This is a genomic window from Mycetocola manganoxydans, assembly GCF_003667545.1.
Taxonomy (GTDB): domain Bacteria; phylum Actinomycetota; class Actinomycetes; order Actinomycetales; family Microbacteriaceae; genus Mycetocola_A; species Mycetocola_A manganoxydans.
The window spans coordinates 218719-235769 of sequence record NZ_RCUV01000007.1 but is presented as its reverse complement, the minus strand read 5'-3'; the positions used below and the strand labels follow the sequence as shown (position 1 = coordinate 235769).

At 66.4% G+C, this 17051-nt stretch carries 15 protein-coding genes and 1 other RNA gene; 6 read left to right on the top strand and 10 right to left on the bottom strand.

Features of this window, described 5'->3' with window-relative positions; all coding sequences use genetic code 11:
- Nucleotides 1-1043 (top strand): 2-oxoglutarate dehydrogenase, E2 component, dihydrolipoamide succinyltransferase (gene sucB, locus D9V29_RS08080; protein ID WP_121672809.1); only part of this gene is annotated, 1043 nt, incomplete at its 5' end.
- Here the strand turns inward: sucB and D9V29_RS08075 are convergent.
- Complete coding sequence (locus D9V29_RS08075; protein WP_121672808.1) at nt 1040-2419, bottom strand: serine/threonine-protein kinase; 1380 nt, start codon at nt 2417-2419, stop codon at nt 1040-1042. The genes sucB and D9V29_RS08075 overlap by 4 nt on opposite strands.
- Before the next feature lie 152 nt (nt 2420-2571).
- Here D9V29_RS08075 and D9V29_RS08070 point away from each other — a divergent pair, with 152 nt between their 5' ends.
- The gene (locus D9V29_RS08070) at nt 2572-3282 is read left to right on the top strand and encodes a DUF4191 domain-containing protein (protein ID WP_121672807.1); all 711 of its coding nucleotides are present in this window, start codon (nt 2572-2574) and stop codon (nt 3280-3282) included.
- A gap of 83 nt (nt 3283-3365) precedes the next feature.
- Here the strand turns inward: D9V29_RS08070 and D9V29_RS08065 are convergent, their stop codons facing one another.
- Nucleotides 3366-3809 carry an RDD family protein gene (locus D9V29_RS08065; RefSeq protein WP_121672806.1) on the bottom strand — a complete coding sequence of 148 codons (444 nt, stop codon included), beginning with the start codon at nt 3807-3809 and terminating at the stop codon, nt 3366-3368.
- 140 nt (nt 3810-3949) lie between these two features.
- Here D9V29_RS08065 and glnA point away from each other — a divergent pair, with 140 nt between their 5' ends.
- A complete protein-coding gene (gene glnA, locus D9V29_RS08060; protein WP_121672805.1) occupies nt 3950-5386 on the top strand; it encodes a type I glutamate--ammonia ligase in 1437 nt (478 codons plus the stop codon).
- Between the two features lie 73 nt (nt 5387-5459).
- Here glnA and D9V29_RS08055 read toward each other — a convergent pair whose 3' ends face one another.
- The gene (locus D9V29_RS08055; protein ID WP_121672804.1) at nt 5460-8477 is read right to left on the bottom strand and encodes a bifunctional [glutamine synthetase] adenylyltransferase/[glutamine synthetase]-adenylyl-L-tyrosine phosphorylase; all 3018 of its coding nucleotides are present in this window, start codon (nt 8475-8477) and stop codon (nt 5460-5462) included.
- A gap of 12 nt (nt 8478-8489) precedes the next feature.
- Complete coding sequence (locus D9V29_RS08050) at nt 8490-9845, bottom strand: glutamine synthetase family protein (RefSeq protein WP_121672803.1); 1356 nt, start codon at nt 9843-9845, stop codon at nt 8490-8492.
- A 110-nt stretch (nt 9846-9955) separates the two neighbouring features.
- Here D9V29_RS08050 and panB point away from each other — a divergent pair, with 110 nt between their 5' ends.
- Nucleotides 9956-10801: a 3-methyl-2-oxobutanoate hydroxymethyltransferase gene (gene panB / locus D9V29_RS08045; RefSeq protein WP_121672802.1), complete on the top strand. Its 846-nt coding sequence runs from the start codon at nt 9956-9958 to the stop codon at nt 10799-10801.
- Here panB and D9V29_RS08040 read toward each other — a convergent pair.
- Nucleotides 10798-10986 carry an SPOR domain-containing protein gene (locus tag D9V29_RS08040; RefSeq protein WP_121672801.1) on the bottom strand — a complete coding sequence of 63 codons (189 nt, stop codon included), beginning with the start codon at nt 10984-10986 and terminating at the stop codon, nt 10798-10800. The genes panB and D9V29_RS08040 overlap by 4 nt on opposite strands.
- A gap of 36 nt (nt 10987-11022) precedes the next feature.
- Here D9V29_RS08040 and map point away from each other — a divergent pair, with 36 nt between their 5' ends.
- Both map and ppgK read left to right on the top strand, forming a co-directional pair.
- Nucleotides 11023-11904: a type I methionyl aminopeptidase gene (map, locus tag D9V29_RS08035; protein ID WP_121672800.1), complete on the top strand. Its 882-nt coding sequence runs from the start codon at nt 11023-11025 to the stop codon at nt 11902-11904.
- Complete coding sequence (gene ppgK, locus D9V29_RS08030; protein ID WP_121672799.1) at nt 11901-12665, top strand: polyphosphate--glucose phosphotransferase; 765 nt, start codon at nt 11901-11903, stop codon at nt 12663-12665. The genes map and ppgK overlap by 4 nt, the downstream gene beginning before the upstream one ends.
- A 30-nt stretch (nt 12666-12695) precedes the next feature.
- Here ppgK and kynU read toward each other — a convergent pair whose 3' ends face one another.
- From kynU to D9V29_RS15120, 5 genes are all read right to left on the bottom strand, one after another.
- On the bottom strand, nt 12696-13943 hold the full coding sequence (kynU, locus tag D9V29_RS08025; protein WP_121672798.1) for a kynureninase: 1248 nt from the start codon (nt 13941-13943) through the stop codon (nt 12696-12698).
- 24 nt (nt 13944-13967) lie between these two features.
- Nucleotides 13968-14331: RNase P RNA component class A (gene rnpB, locus D9V29_RS08020), an RNA gene on the bottom strand.
- A gap of 199 nt (nt 14332-14530) precedes the next feature.
- On the bottom strand, nt 14531-15271 hold the full coding sequence (locus D9V29_RS08015) for a zinc ribbon domain-containing protein (protein WP_121672797.1): 741 nt from the start codon (nt 15269-15271) through the stop codon (nt 14531-14533).
- A 39-nt stretch (nt 15272-15310) separates the two neighbouring features.
- Nucleotides 15311-16129: a Nif3-like dinuclear metal center hexameric protein gene (locus tag D9V29_RS08010; protein ID WP_121672796.1), complete on the bottom strand. Its 819-nt coding sequence runs from the start codon at nt 16127-16129 to the stop codon at nt 15311-15313.
- A 78-nt stretch (nt 16130-16207) separates the two neighbouring features.
- Nucleotides 16208-16996 carry an aggregation-promoting factor C-terminal-like domain-containing protein gene (locus D9V29_RS15120; RefSeq protein ID WP_229790344.1) on the bottom strand — a complete coding sequence of 263 codons (789 nt, stop codon included), beginning with the start codon at nt 16994-16996 and terminating at the stop codon, nt 16208-16210.
- Nucleotides 16997-17051 lie beyond the last annotated feature (55 nt).

Sequence of the window (17051 nt, the reverse complement as noted above, 5' to 3'; positions counted from 1 at the left end):
AGGCGCCCGCCGCTCCGGCGCCCGCCGCTCCGGCGCCGGCCGCTCCGGCGCCGGCCGCGTCTGCTCCCGCAGCACCGGCTCCCGCAGCACCCGCTCCCGCGCCTGCTGCTCCGGCGGCTGAGGAAGCTGCGTCCGGATCCGCTCTCGGCGGAAACGGTTATGTGACTCCCCTCGTTCGCCGTCTCGCGAACCAGCAGGGTGTCGATCTCTCCACCATCACCGGAACCGGTGTCGGCGGACGTATCCGCAAGGAAGACGTCCTGCAGGCCGGCCAGTCGGCATCCGCTTCGAGCGCTCCGGCCAAGTCGGCCCCGCTCGAGGTCTCGCCGCTGCGTGGAACCACCCAGCCCATGTCCCGACTGCGCAAGGTTGTCGCGGAACGCGCCGTCATCTCGATGCAGTCGTCGGCTCAGCTGACGAGCGTTGTCGAGGTCGACGTGACCAACATCGCGACCCTGCGTGACCGCGTCAAGAACGACTTCCAGTCGAAGACCGGGAACAAGCTGTCGTTCCTCCCCTTCTTTGCGCTCGCAGCGGCAGAGGCTCTCAAGGCATACCCCGTCGTCAACGCGACGATCGACGGCGACTCGATCGTCTACCCCGACCACGAGAACATGAGCATCGCGGTCGACACCGAGCGGGGCCTCCTGACCCCCGTTGTCCGCAACGCAAGCGACCTCAACCTGGCCGAACTGGCCGCACAGATTGCTGACCTCGCCGAGCGGACCCGCGACAACAAGCTCAAGCCGGACGAGCTCTCAGGCGGAACGTTCACGCTGACCAACACCGGTTCGCGTGGAGCGCTCTTCGACACGCCGGTCGTCTTCCTCCCGCAGGTCGCGATCCTCGGAACGGGAATCGTCACGAAGCGCCCGGTCGTCGTCAAGGCTGCCGGCCAGGAAGCCATCGCGATCCGCTCGATGGTGTACCTCGCGCTCTCCTACGACCACCGCATCGTTGACGGGGCTGACGCCTCGCGCTTCCTCGTCGCGGTGAAGAACCGTCTGGAAGAGGGCAACTTCGAGGCTGACCTCGGAATCTAGTCCGGCTCGAACACATCACGCAGACGCCAGCCGGTGTCCGTTCTCACGGTGAGGACGAGCACCGGCTGGCGTTTTTCGTCTGCTCCGAGAACCCGGAGAAGCACTGCGTCTCCGTATGCCTGGAGCTGCTCGATCCGCTTCCTGGTCTCTTCGGCGATCAGTAGTCCGTCGACGCCTGCCTCGGCAGCCCGATGCGAATCGGCGTCGGCAAGGGCGGATCCGCCTTCTGCGTAGCCCGGGACACAACCGGTCGATCCACCGCCAAGGCAGTCAGCCCGACGAGCCAACAGGGCCGCGGTCGCAGCAACTACGTCGTCGCCGACAAGCGCAGGCTCGGCGTTCCCGGGAACGGATGCCCGCGGCGAAGGCGGTGTGACGAGTGGCGGTGAGCTGGAGGGCACTGATCTCCTCGGTGCAGGTGCGGCGGGGCTCGCCTCGGGAACGAGGGTCAGGCCGGCCATGAGCGAACCGGTGAGGACGACGATTCCGACGCACGCGGCGAGTGCTCTGCCGCGAACCGCCCTCGCTGCCCACCCACCGATTCCGGAACGAAGCATCGCCGCCAGAATTCGCGCAGTGGTGGGCAGGGCGCCCGCCGCCCGCCGCGCGGACGTGACGGAGAAGGGTGCTCGAGCGTCACCATCGATCTGTGGTGCCTTCCGATCCGCGCCGAGGACGACGGGGAGCCCTTCCGCCAACGCGAAGAGCCTGCACTCGAGCTGGCCCAGCAGGCCCGCGGGTTCCTCGTCATCACTGAGGGACTCGATCAACCACGAACGGACATCGAGGAATCCATCCCTCGCCGGTTCGTCGACGGCCTCGCCGACGAGAGAAATGAGCGCGGCGAGTGCCCGGACGTCGCTGAGCACGATTGACGTCGTTTCGACCTCTCGCTCACGCAGGAATTCCAGACCGCCGATGACAGGCCGCCCGTCCGGGCTGAACAGTACGGTCGCAGCGGTGAGGTGGCCGTGGACGAAACCCGCCTCGCGGAGTGCCGAGAGCCCGCTGACCAACGGGGCGAGGATCGTGACCGCCTCTCCCGCTGCCAGCCTGACCCGAGCAGCGAGCAACGCCGCGAGAGTCCATTCCGTTCGTTCACAAACGAGGACGATGCATCCGTCTCCGTCCGACGCCAGATCGCGCAGAGCCAGGACATGAGGGGAACGCAGCGCCGCGTGTGCCCGCACCCGGCGCGTCACGGCATCCGTCTCCCGGTGCAGTGAGATCGATACCGTTTCGTTGCCGTCGATCGTTTTGGCGAGCCACCCGGCGGTTCCCGTGTCGAGCGATATCCGGCGAACCAGGCGGTAACCGGCGACGACGGCACCGGGTGAGAGGGGGTGTTCATTCGCGGGAGAGGGCGGGTCGGTCATGGAGAAAGGATGCGTGGGGAAGGCACGCACGGACGAAACCGGGACGGCGCCGGGGAGGAAGCCACTGCCCGACGTCCGTGTGAGGGAACGGCGGTCGGCGGCGGGAGCAATCGGCGCAGCCGGGCACGTTCGATGACGGTATCCTTGGAACCATGGCACGCAAAGAAAAACCCGCTAAGGCGGCGAAGGAACCCGGCCGTCTGAAGCAAATGGGGCAGGTCTTCACGATGACCCGCCGCTACGACAAGAGCGTCGTCTGGTGGATGCTCCTGGGATTCCTCGGCAGCGTCGCTGTCGGCGTGGCCGCAGCCCTCATCTTCTCTCCCGGCAGTATCTTCGCTCTCGTCCTGTGGATCATCGCCGGTCTGCTCGGCGGAGTGCTCGCGGCGATGATCATCCTCGGCCGCCGGGCAGAGCGCGCCGCCTACGGGCAGATCGCCGGCCAGCCCGGTGCGGTCGGTGCTGTGTTCCGCAGCTCGCTCCCCCGCGGGTGGCAGGGCAGCGAGATGCCCATCAACGCCAACGCGAAGACACAGGATGCCGTGTACCGTGCCGTCGGGCGCGGAGGGGTCGTTCTCGTCGGTGAAGGCCCGCAGTCACGTGTCCGGCGCCTCGTCGACGATGAGAAGCGCAAGATCAACCGTGTCGTGCCAAACGTTCCTGTCACCGTGTTCTTCGTGGGACCGGACGAGGATTCCGTCCCGCTCTACAAGCTGACCAAATCGTTCAGGTCCGTCAAGAAGACGCTGACCAAACCCGAGGTCCTCGCGGTCGTCAACCGGCTCGCATCGCTCAGCGCCGGGTCGCTCCCGATCCCCAAGGGTGTGGACCCGTTCAAGGTGCGGCCGCAGCGCGCGCGCTGACCCGACGCAAGCCACAGAGAAGCCCGCAGAGACGATGTCACTGCGGGTTTTCTCGTGGAAGGACGGCTGAACCGGAGCGGGCGTCAGGCCCGGATGAGGACGGTTCCGGCGAGTTTGTCGTGGAAGCCGCGCTGGTCCGAGTCCCAGATGATCGCGGGGAGGACGAGCGTGAGCAGGAGTGCGCGGACGACCGGCCTCCAGAGGCCGACATACCCGCCGGCCAGTGGCACGACACGGAGGCCGAGGAGCCGGTGACCGACACTGCCGCCGGTTGTCGCCAAGAAGATAATCTGGAGGACAGCGAAAGCGACGCTGTTGGACCATCCGTTGCCCACCGACAGGGTCGCGGGGAAGAAGACCCAGACGATGAGGAGGGCAGACGACCAGTCGATGGCGAGAGCCGCCAGGCGACGGCCGGCCCGAGCGACGCTCCGGGGACCGTGTTCGGGGAGGCCGAGGCGCTCGCCCGGATACTTGCTCGGGGCTACTCCACCGGATGCGGCGGCGGACTTCGGAACACTCGACACACACCGATCTTACGCGCCGCCCGACGTGTAACATGCCAGAAACATGGGTGTGACCGCGGGGTAATCCCCTGTGCATACTCTCACTACAGGTTGCATGGTGCATCCTTCTCGGTACCAACACTAAATTTGGAGTTCTCCATATGTTCAGCGATTCATCCGAGGTGCTTAAGTTCATCAAGGACACGGACGTCAAGTTCGTGGACGTCCGGTTCACCGACCTTCCCGGTGTCCAGCAGCACTTCAACATTCCCGCTTCGACCGTCGACGAGGAGTTCTTCACCGTCGGCCAGCTGTTCGACGGCTCATCGATCCGGGGCTTCGCGAGCATTCACGAATCTGACATGCAGCTCATCCCCGATGTCACCACGGCGTACATCGACCCGTTCCGCACGGAACGCACCCTCATCATGGTTTTCGACATCTACAACCCGCGCAACGGCGAAATCTACGCGAAGGACCCGCGCCAGGTCGCCAAGAAGGCCGAGAAGTACCTCGCGTCGACCGGTATCGCGGACACGGCGTTCTTCGCCCCCGAAGCCGAGTTCTACATCTTCGATGACGTGCGTTACGAGGTCAACCAGCACTCGAGCTTCTATTCGGTCGACTCCAGCGAAGGTGCCTGGAACTCCGGCAGGGACGAAAAGGTCAACGGTGTCGGCGGCAACCTCGCCAACAAGACCCCGTACAAGGGCGGCTACTTCCCGGTCAGCCCGGTCGACCAGCACGCCGACCTGCGGGACGACATCTGCATCAAGCTCTCCGATGCTGGCCTCATCCTCGAGCGCAGTCACCACGAGGTCGGCACAGCCGGCCAGGGTGAAATCAACTACCGCTTCGACACGATGACGCACTCCGCGGACGACATCCTGAAGTTCAAGTACATTGTCAAGAACACCGCTCACCAGTGGAACAAGACGGCGACGTTCATGCCGAAGCCGCTGTTCGGTGACAACGGATCCGGGATGCACGTTCACCAGTCGCTCTGGAACGGTGGAGAACCGCTGTTCTACGACGAAGCAGGCTACGGAGGCCTCTCCGACGTCGCCCGCTGGTACATCGGCGGTCTGCTCAAGCACGCTCCTGCCGTCCTCGCGTTCACCAACCCGACGGTGAACAGCTACCACCGCCTGGTTCCCGGCTTCGAAGCTCCCGTCAACCTGGTCTACTCGGCCGGTAACCGGTCAGCCTCGATCCGGATCCCGATCACCGGAACGAACCCGAAGGCCAAGCGCATCGAGTTCCGCGCGCCTGACGCCTCAGGCAACCCGTACCTCGCATTCGCCGCCCAGCTGATGGCCGGCCTCGACGGAATCAAGAACCGCATCGAGCCTCACGAGCCCGTCGACAAGGACCTGTACGAGCTGCCGCCGGAAGAAGCGAAGAGCATCCCGCAGGTCCCGTCCACGCTCGAGGGTGCCCTCCAGGCGCTTGAAGCCGACCACGAGTTCCTCCTGCAGGGCAACGTGTTCACCCGCGACCTCATCGAGACCTGGATCGACTACAAGCGCGAGCACGAGATCAAGCCTCTCGCGCAGCGTCCGCACCCGTTCGAGTTCGAGCTCTACTACGGCGTATAGTCCCAAAACGAAGAAGAGCCCGTTTCCCGTTTCACACGGGAGCGGGCTCTTCTGCGTCTCAGGTGGTGCCCGGTCAGCGCGCGGTCGGCTCCGGCCGCTGTGGGGCGCCGTAGAACTCCTTCTCGAACACGCTGCGCGCGCGCCGCGTGACCTGGAGGTAGTCCTGCTCCAACTGGGCCGCTGACCCCGGCGGGTACTCGAGGACGCGCGCGATGCCGTCGAGCTGCATCCGGTCGCTGGGAAGAACATCCGTCGTCTTGTTGAGCCAGAGGGTCATCGCCGAGCGCAGTCGCGACGAGAAGATCCAGGCGGCGCGGAGCCGGTCGGCTGTTTCCTCGCCGACCAGGTCGTTCTCGGCGGCCACGGTGAGGGCGTCGAGGGTGCTCGTCGTCCGCAGCCCGGGAATGGCGGCACCGTGCTGCAGCTGCAACAACTGGACGAACCATTCGACGTCGCTGAGCGAGCCGCGCCCGAGCTTCACGTGCCGGGTCGGGTCCGCTCCCTGCGGGAGCCGCTCATTCTCCACGCGGGCCTTGATCCGCCGCACTTCACGGACGGCGTTTTCGGTGATGTCGGCGGGATAACGGATGCTGTCCGCCAACTCCTCGAAGTCGCGCTGCAGCCCAGCGTCCCCGGCCACCCCGCGAGCACGCAACAGCGCCTGGGCTTCCCACGTGAGCGACCACCGCGCGTAGTACGCGCGGTAAGAATCGAGGGAACGCGCGACGGGCCCGTTCTTGCCCTCGGGTCGCAGATTGACGTCGAGGTCGAGCGGCAGGCGGGCATCCTCGCTCAGGCGGTTGAGTTCGGAGATGATCCGGTTCGCGGCGAGGTGAGTCTGCTCGTTCGGCAGCGACGTGGTCCGGTAGACGTACATGACGTCGGCGTCCGAGCCGAAGCCGAGTTCCGCTCCCCCGTACCTGCCCATCCCGATGACCGCGAACTCGAGGGAGTCGGTTCCGAGACCGTCGCCGCGCCGGATGGTGCGCAACAGTCCGTCGATGGTCGCTGTCGTGACATCCGTCAGCCCCTGTGCGAGGTCGCTGAGCGGCAGCGGACCCGCGACCGAGCCGAGGGCCAGGCGGAGGATCTCCCGACGCCGCAGGCGGCGGATAGCGGTCGCGGCGGGCGCGTCCGTGTCGTGCCGGCGCAGAATGGCTGAGATCTCCTCGCTCAGGGCATCGAGCGACCGGGGGCGTAGTTCTGAGTCCTGCTCGAGCCAGGCGACCGCTTCAGGGATCTGGTCGAGCAGTTCACCGATGTACCGCGACCCGCTGAGGACGCGAGTGAGTTTCTCCGCAACGCTCGACGAATCGCGAAGCATGCGGAGGAACCAGTGTGTCGTGCCGAGTGATTCGCTGAGGCGGCGGAAGGCGAGAAGTCCGTAGTCGGGGTCGGCTCCTTCGCCGAGCCAGCGCAGCATGACCGGTAGGAGGTTGCGCTGGATGATCGCGCGGCGGCTCATCCCCGAGGTGAGCGCTGCGATGTGCTTGAGCGCCCCCAGCGGGTCGAGGAACCCGATGGCGGCGAGGCGTGCGCCTGCCTGCTCGGGGCTGAGGAGGACTTCTTCTTCGGGCAGTGACGCAACAGCCGAGAGCAGCGGTCGGTAGAACAGCCGCTCGTGCAGCGCCCGGACCTCGTGCTTGGTCCGCTCCCAGAGAGTGACGAGTGCGTCACCGGTGGTCGCGAAGGTCGACGCCCGGGCGAGAACCCGCAGCGCGTCGGCGTCGCGGGGCATGAGGTGGGTGCGGCGCAAGCGGTGCAGCTGAAGCCGGTGCTCGAGTACGCGCAGGAGCCGGTAGTCCGCGGCGAACTCCGCCGCCTCCTCGCGGCCGATGAAGCCGTGCTCCGACAGGGCGTTCAGCGCTGCGATGGTGCCACGTACCCGCACCCCGGGTTCCGCTGAGCCGTGGACGAGTTGCAGCAACTGCACGGTGAATTCGACGTCGCGCAGGCCACCCGGACCGAGTTTGAGCTGGTAATGCACCTCATCGGTGGGGATGTTCTCGGTGACGCGTTCGCGCATCCGCTGCACCGAGCCGACGAAGTTCTCGCGGCCGGCACTGGACCACACGAGAGGAGAGATCGCGTCGACGTAGCGTTGACCGAGTTCGACGTCGCCGGCGAAAGCCCGGGCCTTCAAGAGCGCCTGGAATTCCCAGCTCTTCGCCCAGCGTTCGTAATAGGCGAGGTGGGAGTCGAGGGTGCGGACGAGTGCTCCCTGCTTTCCCTCCGGGCGGAGGTTCGGATCGACCTCCCACAATTCCGGTTCGATGTCAGGCTGGCTGATGCCGCGCATGCAGAGCATGGCGATCCGCGTGGCCACGTCCACGGCGCGCGCGTTGCTGAGGTCGTGCTCTTCGCTCCCCTCGGCGACGAAAATGACGTCGACGTCGCTCACGTAGTTGAGCTCCCCCGCTCCCGCCTTGCCCATGCCGATCACGGCAAAGCGGGTCCAGCGGACCTCGTCCTCGTCGAACCGCATGGGTCCCGACGCCGCGGTGGTCAGTTGCGTGCGGGCGACGGCGATGGATGCCTCGAGAGCGGCGGCGGCGGCATCCGACAGGGCGACGGCGACGGCGTCGAATACCTCGCGGGGGTCCTCGGCGGCGAGGTCGTGGGCGGCGATCCTCGCCAGCCAGCGACGATAGCGGACGCGCAGGCGTGTATAGCCATCGTCTTCACCGACGGCAGCGAAGCCGTCGGTGGCGCCGACGGACTCCAGGAGGCTGTCGACCAACTCTCCGCGGTCGGGAAGGGCGCCGTCCCAGCCCGTCACCGCCGCGATCTCTCCCGGGTGACGCTGGAAGAAATCGGCGAGGCCGACGGATGCCCCCAGGATGCGGATGAGGCGATCGCGCTGCGTGGCGTCTGCAAGAGCCGCCGTCACGGCATCCGGATGCGACCGGGCAAGGCCAAGGAGACCGGAGAGCGCCTCATCGGGATCAGCCGCGCGGGCGAAGGCAGGCAGCAGTTCGTCGACATCGATGGGAACAGCGACGACGAGTTCGTCGAGCTGTGCACGAACGCCGCTCAGCGCAGCGAAGCCGAGCCGAGCGAGTTCGGTGAGGGTGGCCTGGTCCCGTCGCATCCGGTGGGACTTCTAGAGGATCTCGATGTTTTTCGAGAGCTCGAACGGGGTGACCTGGGCGCGGTAGTCCTGCCACTCCTGGCGCTTGTTGAGCAGGACGTAGTTGAACACCTGCTCCCCGAGGGTCTCAGCGACGAGTTCGGATTCTTCCATCAACTGGATGGCGTGGTCGAGGCTCGCGGGAAGAGCGGCATAGCCGAGCGCGCGCCGTTCGGCGTCACTGAGGCTCCACACGTTGTCCTCGGCCTCCGGGGGAAGCTCGTAGCCTTCCTCGATGCCCTTGAGGCCCGCAGCGAGAAGCAGTGAGTACGCGAGGTAGGGGTTCGCGGCTGAATCCAGCGCGCGGTACTCGACCCGGGCGCTTCCGCCCTTGTTGGGCTTGTACAACGGAACGCGCACGAGGGCGGACCGGTTGTTGTGGCCCCAGGTCACGAAGCTCGGCGCTTCGGCGAGGCCGTTGTTGCCGACGGAGCCCCACAACCGCTTGTAGGAGTTGACGAACTGGTTCGTCACCGCGGTGATCTCCGGTGCGTGCTTGAGCAGCCCGGCGATGAACTGACGCCCGATCTTCGACAACTGGTACTTGGCGCCGGCCTCGTAGAACGCGTTGTTGTCGCCTTCGAACAGCGACATGTGGGTGTGCATGCCCGAGCCCGGCTTGTCGGAGAGCGGCTTGGGCATGAAGGTGGCGTAGACGCCCTGCTCGATCGCTACTTCCTTGATGACGGTGCGGAAGGTCATGATGTTGTCCGCCGTGGTCAGGGCGTCCGCGTACCTGAGGTCGATTTCGTTCTGGCCGGGGCCGGCCTCGTGGTGGCTGAACTCGACGGAGATGCCGAGGTCCTCGAGCATCCGGACCGATCGGCGTCGGAAGTCGTGTGCCGTGCCGCCGGGGACGTTGTCGAAGTAGCCGGCGGAGTCGACGGGGATGGGGCCCTCGGGCCCGATCTGCGCTGACTTCAGCAGGTAGAACTCAATTTCGGGGTGCGTGTAGAAGGTGAAGCCGCGGTCCGCCGCTTTCTCGAGGGTGCGCTTCATCACGTTGCGAGGGTCGGAGAGCGCCGGGAGGCCGTCCGGTGTGGTGATGTCGCAGAACATGCGGGCTGTGGGGTCGATCTCGCCCCGCCACGGGAGCAACTGGAACGTCGTCGGGTCAGGCACGGCGAGGAGGTCAGACTCGTACGACCGGGAGAGGCCCTCGATGGCTGAACCGTCGAAACCGAGGCCTTCGGCGAACGCGCCCTCGACCTCGGCCGGGGCGATCGCCACTGACTTGAGAGTACCGACGACATCGGTGAACCAGAGCCGGACGAACTTGACTCCCCGCTCCTCGATCGTGCGAAGAACGAAGTCCCGTTGCTTATCCATCTGATCCCCTTGAAGTGTCCGGCGGCGGCTGCGTTCATAGGTTATCCGGTATGGGGTGCCCGGTGTGCAGCGCGGGCGTCCGGCGGTTGCTCCCTCGCTAGACTGGCGCCATGTCTGAGCCAATGAAGCCCGCACCCGTCCCCGCTGCGACGCCCAGCCCCGCCCGAGTTCGCACCCGCCACTTCCAGCGGGCGAAGGAGCAGGGCATCAAGATCACCGGCCTGACGAGCTACGACATGCTCACGGCGCGCATTTTCGACGAGGCCGGGATCGACTTCCTGCTCGTCGGTGACTCCGCCGGGAATACGGTCCTCGGTTTCGACACGACTCTCCCGGTGACCGTCGACGAACTGATCCCGCTGACCCGCGCCGTCGCCGGAGCAGCGAAACGTGCCTTCGTCATCGCTGACATGCCCTTCGGCTCGTACGAGAACGGCCCCGAGGACGCCCTCAAGACGGCCTTCCGGTTCATGAAGGAGACCGGCAGCCAGGCAGTGAAGCTCGAAGGCGGCGAACGCAGCCACGAGCAGATCCGTCGCATCGTGTCCGCGGGCATCCCGGTCATGGGTCACATCGGCTTCACCCCGCAGAGCGAACATGGACTCGGCGGACATCTGATCCAGGGACGCGGCGCGGCTCTGGAACAACTCCTCCGCGACGCCAGGGCCGTGCAGGATGCCGGCGCGTTCGCGGTCGTGCTCGAAATGGTGCCGGCAGACGCGGCTGCAAAGGTCACCGCCGAACTCGACATTCCCACGATCGGCGTCGGCGCAGGCCCGCACGTCTCCGGTCAGCTGCTCGTCTGGACCGACTTCGCCGGCCTCACGACCGGCAGGATCCCGTCATTCGTCAAGAAGTACGCCGACCTGCGCGGAACGCTGACGGATGCCGTCTCGACGTTCCGCACCGAAGTCGCCGATGGCGTGTACCCCGGCGAGGAGCACAGCTACAGCTAGCGGTCCTCCGCTGCTTCTTCCTCGTCCCATGCGGCGCTGCGTGCACGCATCCGCTCGAGAGCGTGAGCTGCTTCCTCCGCGGTGTCGAACGGGCCGGCGCGGTCGACGACGGGAGATTCGAAACCCTGCTCGACCTTGCCGGTCTTGAGGTTGTACCAATACTTCTTCGACGGTTCCTCGGTCATGAGTTCCCCCTTCGCTGGATGGCTAAGCTTGATCCTATGCCCAAGGACCCCAACGGCCATCTGATTCCCGGTACGCCAACCGCCCTGCGAAACGTGCCCCCGGGCATCCCTCGTCCCGAGTATGTCGGCAAGGCGGCACCGAGTCCGTTCACCGGCTCGGACGTGTACCCGCCGGAGGCGGTCGAGCGGATTCGACGGGCGGGACGGATCGCTGCGGATGCCATCGCTCTCGTCGGCGAGAACGTCCGCCCCGGGGTGACGACGGACGAACTGGATGCCATCGGTCACCGCTATCTCATCGAGAACGGCGCGTACCCGTCGACTCTGGGTTATCGAGGGTTCGCCAAGTCGATCTGCAGTTCAGTGAACGAGGTCGTCTGCCACGGGATCCCTGACGACACCGTGCTCGAAGACGGAGACATCGTCAACATCGACATCACCGCGTTCATCGACGGCGTGCACGGCGACAGCAACCGTACCTTCCTCGCGGGCGAACCGTCCGAAGACGTGCGTCTGCTCGTCGAGCGCACGGAGGAATCCCTGCGCCGCGGCATCAAGGCCGTCGCTCCCGGCCGTCAGGTCAACGTCATCGGCCGCGCGATCGAGTCGTATGCCAGGCGCTTCGGCTACGGGGTCATACGGGACTTCACCGGGCACGGCGTCGGAGAAGCGTTCCACTCCGGGCTGATCATCCCCCACTACGACTCCGCACCGCAGTACGACACCGTGATGGAGGTCGGAATGGTCTTCACGATCGAGCCGATGCTCACACTCGGCACCCACGAATGGGACATGTGGCCGGACGACTGGACCGTGACGACGAAAGACAAGAGCATCACCGCGCAATTCGAGCACACCCTCGTCGTGACCGAACGCGGCGCTGACATCCTCACCCTTCCGACGGGAGCATCGGCATGAGCGGCACAGCGGTCGGCATCGACATCGGCGGAACGGGCATCAAAGGCGCGGTCGTCGACCTTTCATCGGGCGAACTGCTCAGCGACCGGATCAAGATCCCGACGCCGAAAGGCGGCACGCCGGACGGCATCCTCGAGACCACCGTCGAGCTCGTGACGCAGCTCCAGGGACTGGAACCCGACGCCCCGGTCGGAGTCTGCTTCCCCGCCGTCGTCAAGCACGGGGTCACCCTCTCCGCTGCGAACATTTCGAAGAAGTGGATCGGCCTCGAGGCTGAGAAGCTGTTCGAGCAGGCGCTCGGCCGCGACATCACCTTCGTCAACGACGCGGATGCCGCCGGTTACGCCGAAGCGTCGTTCGGCGCCGCGCGCGGGGTCGACGGTGTGGCTCTAATGACGACGCTCGGCACGGGAATCGGTACCGCGATCCTGCACAACGGCACGCTCGTTCCGAACGCCGAGTTCGGTCACCTCGAGATCGGTGGGCATGACATCGAGACCCTGGCGTCGAACTCCGCCCGGGAGCGTGAAGACCTCAGCTGGGAGGAGTGGGCGAAGCGGCTGCAGACCTTCTACCGGGCGCTCGAGGCGTACCTCTCCCCCGACCTGTTCATCGTCGGAGGTGGCGTGTCGAAACAGCACGCGAAGTTCCTGCCGCTTCTCGATCTGTCGACGCCGATCGTGCCTGCCGTGCACCGAAACAACGCCGGCATCCTCGGCGCTGCTGCGCTTGCCGTACGGACGATCCCGCCGCTCAGCTGACCCCAACGCAGCCTGGCCGCTTCGAGAGACCTACGTGACGGCGGCGCGGTTTCGGAACGCGGGTGAATCCCAGGCCTCGCTGTCGAGCACGTCGCGCAGGATCTCAACCGCATCCCAGACGTCGGTGTGACCGAGGTAGAGCGGCGTGATGCCGAAACGCAGGACCTCGGGCTCGCGATAGTCGCCGATGAGACCGCGCGCGATCAAAGCCTGCATGACGGCGTAGCCCTCCGGGTGCCGGAAACTGACGTGGCTGCCCCGCGCGGCCGGGTCGCGCGGCGTGATCAGGGTGAGCGGATGCCGCGAGCAACGTTCCTCGACGAGGGCGATGAACAGGTCGCTCAACTCGAGCGATTTGCGCCGGACATCGACCGGGTCCGCCCTCAATGCGATGTCCAGGCCGCATTCGACGAGCGAGAGCGACACGACGGGTTGCGTGCCGCACAGGAACCGCTGGATGCCGGCGTGCGGTTCATAGGACGGCTCCATCGCGAACGGCCGGGCGTGGCCCCACCAACCTGACAGCGGCTGCCTGAAGTCATCGTGGTGGCGGGCGTGAACCCAGAGAAAAGCGGGAGCACCCGGACCTCCGTTGAGGTACTTGTAGGTGCAGCCGACCGCGAAGTCGGCGTCGGCGCCGACGAGATCCACCGGGACGGCACCGACAGAGTGCGCGAGGTCCCAGATCACGAGAGCACCGGCGTCATGGATGTCTCGAGTGGACGCCGCGAGGTCGAACATGGCCCCCGTGCGGTAGTTCACATGGGAGAGCAGGACGACGGCGACCTCCGGGCCGAGCGCTCCGGCCAGGTCGGCCGGGCTGTCGATCAGGCGAAGTTCGTAGCCGCGGTCCACGAACTCGATGAGCCCCTCGGTGATGTAGAGGTCGGTGGGAAAGTTGTCCCGCTCCGAGAGGATGACGCGCCGAGCCGGGTCGCGCTTCTCGGCGATCCCGAGAGCTGCGGCGAGAGTCTTGAAGATGTTGAGGGTGGTGGTATCCGTGACGACCGTCTCACCGTCGCCTCCCCCGATCAGGTGCGACATCTTGTCGCCGAGGCGGGAGGGAAGCGAAAACCAGTCCGCGTCGTTCCAGCTGCGGATCAGCCCGGAGCCCCACTCGTCCGCGACAACGGTCGTCGCGCGCTCGAGTGCGCCAACGGGGCGTGGGCCGAGGGAGTTTCCGTCGAAATAGAGGACACAGTCCGGGAGCAGGAACTCGTCCCGGAACGGAGCCAACGGATCGTTGCGGTCGGCGGCGAGGCACGATTCGCGGTTCATGTGGCATCCGTCGTTCTCTGGGGGTGAATGGGCCGGCTGATACGCCGGGTTCTGTTCAGGCGCTTGCGCGCCCTGGACGACCATCTCTCTCGAGACTGCGTTACCGCAGCCTTCCAGCGGTCTACCCGAGGACGGGACGAGCAGCCCCATAGTCCTCTGTCTGACCTTGCTCCGGGCGAGGTTTACCGAGCCGGCCGGGTCACCCCGGCCGCTGGTGGTCTCTTACACCACCGTTTCACCCTTACCTGGCGCTTGCGCGCCCGGCGGTCTGTTTTCTGTTGCACTGTCTCGCGGGTTACCCCGGGTGGGAGTTACCCACCGCCCTGCTCTGTGGAGCCCGGACGTTCCTCGGCGCCATCGCTGGCGACGCGGCCGTCTTGCCGACCCATTCACACGTTCAGCCTACCGGGCGGTGTCGCTGCGTCCGTGCGGTCGGCGCGGAGGGGTACGGGGCATCCGTGCGGTTGATCGGTCCCAAAGGGTCGCTCAGCGGCGATGCGAGCGACCCTCTGGGACCGATCGATACGCGACCTCGCCCTTTCGGACCGATCGATCACGCGGGACGGTTCGGGAGCGGATGCCTCCGGTCAGCTCCAGAGGCCGGATTCCTCCGTGCGCACCATGATCGCCGAGCACTCGGGGCACTGGAGCACCTCGTCGATCTCTGCCGCCCGGATCTTCTGGAGCTCGTTGCCGGTGAGCGTGATGGTGCACGCACCGCACGTCCCCGCCCGGAACAGGGCTGCACCGGTGCCGCCGCGGGTGCGGAGCTTCTCGTAGAGGGCGAGCAGATCGGCGGTGACCGAGTCCTCGAGCAGGCCGCGCTCTGCTGAGAGCGTTGCACGCTCCTGCGACAACTCGTCGAGCGCAGCGGTTTTACGCGCGGCGATGTCGGTGAGCTGAGCCTGAAGGCCGTCGTCGATAGCCCGGGTCGCGGCGAGCTGTGCTTCGGCCTGCTCCACCCGTTCCATGACGACGAGTTCCATGTCCTCGAGGTTGTTCTTGCGTCGGTTGAGCGACTCGAGTTCGCTCTCGAGCGCCGTCACGTCCTTCACCGATGAGGTGTGGGTGAGCCGGTCGGAGTCGCGAGCGATCCGCGCGTCGACGACCGTGGCATCCGATTCAAGTCGACCCAGTTCGGTCTTCGCGTCTTCGAGTACCCCGAGTTCCGCGGCGAGCCGGCCGCTGAGCGCGGTTCGTTCGGCGGTGACCTTCGAGTGCTCGGCCAGCTCGGGGAGGCTCCGCTCGCGGTGGGCGACACGGGCGAGACCCGAATCGATGGTCTGCAGTTCGAGCAGTTTCTTCTGCTCGGCGAGGCTGGATTTCACGGGCTTCTTCCTGAGTGGTGCTGCGGGTGTCAGCCCAGATTACTGGGTAACGACGAAATCCCACGGGTCGGTGCGGACGTCGCTCACCGAGATCTCCAGATCCGGGAGCAGGCCGGCGAATTGTTCGGCGGCACGATCGAGCCACAGCCACTCACTCGCCCAGTGCGAAACGTCGATGAGCGCAGGTCCTCCGCCGACCAGCGACTGTTCGATGGCCTCCGAAGCCGGGTGGTGACGCAGGTCGCTGGTGATGTACACGTCGGCTGACCGGACCGCCGGGTCGTTGAGCAGCGAATCACCGGCTCCGCCGCACAGGGCAACCTGCTCGACGACGCGGTCGTAGTCGCCCGCGACGCGGATGCCTGTCGCCGTCGCGGGCAGGATCCTGCCGATGCTGTGGGCGAGATGTCCGAGCGTCGTGGGCTGGTCGAGGCGGCCGACACGGCCGATCCCGGTCGAATTGTCGGCGTTCGGGACGATCGGGCTCACATCCACGAGACCCAGCCGTTCGGCGAACACCCCCGACGTGCCCTCGTCGACCACATCGGCGTTGGTGTGGGCAGCGAGGAGAGCGCAGCGGGCGCGGATCAGCCTCGTGAGCACCGACCCCTTGTAGCGGTCGGCCGCGACGGTCGTCACACCGCGGAGCAGAAGCGGATGGTGCACGAGCAGCAGGTCGGTGCGGGTTTCGAGTGCCTGGTCGACGACGGATGCCACGGCATCCACCGCGAACAGGACGCGCGTCACCGGGTCATCCGGGTGCCCGGCGACGAGGCCGGAGGCGTCCCACCCTTCGGCTCCGGAGATCGGCCAGAGTTCCTCGACGGCTGCGCACACGTCGGCGAGTGAGTAAGACACCCCGCAAGCCTAGCGAGCCGCCTCCCGGATTGCGCAGGGAGGCGGCTCGTGGCGATCAGCGGTCAGCGACGCCGGGAATCAGTACCAGTTGACGGCCTGTGAGTGGCCCCACGCGGAACACGGGTTGCCGTAGACGGCCTTGATGTAGCCGAGGCCCCATGAGATCTGGGTGGCCGCGTTGGTCTTCCAGTCGGAACCGGCCGACGCCATCTTGCTGCCGGGCAGCGCCTGCGGGATGCCCGTGGCACCGCTCGATGCGTTGTACGCGGTGTATGACCAGCCGGACTCCTTCTGCCACAGCGAGTTCAGGCAGGAGAACTCGCCGGCACCCCATCCGTAGGTGGACGATGCGAGCGACGCGGCGGTGGCGCGGGCGCCGTCCGGGGTGTTTCCGGCAGCAATCTTCTCCGCCTTCGCCTTGGCGGCTGCTGCAGCGGCGGCCGCAGCCTTCTCCGCGGCGATGCGGTCCGCCTCGACCACAGCCGCGGCAATCTTCTCAGCGGTTCCGTCCGTGTACGACGCGAGGGTCACGACACTAGCCGGTTCCAGGCTCTTGTAACCGGCGAGCGAGGCGACGGATGCCGTGAGCGGCGTCGTGTCCACCTTGTCCTGTGCAGCGGCAACGACCTTGTGGGCCTCGGCGAGGGTCTCCTCCGCCACCTTCTCCGCGTGGGCGCCGGTGATGGCATCCGTTGTCTCGGTGAGCGATGCGTCGATCCCCTTCAGGGAACCAGACAACTGGGAAGCCGTTTCGGCCTGGGCGGAGTTCGCCTGGAGGGTGAAAACGGAGGCGGTGAGGATGCCTGCGCCGGCGACGACCGCGGCGACTTTGGACAAACGGGTGGTTTTCTGAGCAGTACTGAGCATGAGTCTTCCGGTTTGTGTTCCGCAGGTCAGCGCATACGGAACCAAGCCTCGGTGC

Excerpts from the sequence above, each read along its gene's own strand:
- D9V29_RS08075 (WP_121672808.1), bottom strand. The coding sequence starts at position 2,419 with ATGACCGACCCGCCCTCTCCCGCGAATGAACACCCCCTCTCACCCGGT.
- D9V29_RS08070 (WP_121672807.1), top strand. The coding sequence starts at position 2,572 with ATGGCACGCAAAGAAAAACCCGCTAAGGCGGCGAAGGAACCCGGCCGT.
- glnA (WP_121672805.1), top strand. The coding sequence starts at position 3,950 with ATGTTCAGCGATTCATCCGAGGTGCTTAAGTTCATCAAGGACACGGAC.
- D9V29_RS08055 (WP_121672804.1), bottom strand. The coding sequence starts at position 8,477 with ATGCGACGGGACCAGGCCACCCTCACCGAACTCGCTCGGCTCGGCTTC.
- D9V29_RS08050 (WP_121672803.1), bottom strand. The coding sequence starts at position 9,845 with ATGGATAAGCAACGGGACTTCGTTCTTCGCACGATCGAGGAGCGGGGA.
- panB (WP_121672802.1), top strand. The coding sequence starts at position 9,956 with ATGTCTGAGCCAATGAAGCCCGCACCCGTCCCCGCTGCGACGCCCAGC.
- D9V29_RS08040 (WP_121672801.1), bottom strand. The coding sequence starts at position 10,986 with ATGACCGAGGAACCGTCGAAGAAGTATTGGTACAACCTCAAGACCGGC.
- map (WP_121672800.1), top strand. The coding sequence starts at position 11,023 with ATGCCCAAGGACCCCAACGGCCATCTGATTCCCGGTACGCCAACCGCC.
- ppgK (WP_121672799.1), top strand. The coding sequence starts at position 11,901 with ATGAGCGGCACAGCGGTCGGCATCGACATCGGCGGAACGGGCATCAAA.
- kynU (WP_121672798.1), bottom strand. The coding sequence starts at position 13,943 with ATGAACCGCGAATCGTGCCTCGCCGCCGACCGCAACGATCCGTTGGCT.
- D9V29_RS15120 (WP_229790344.1), bottom strand. The coding sequence starts at position 16,996 with ATGCTCAGTACTGCTCAGAAAACCACCCGTTTGTCCAAAGTCGCCGCG.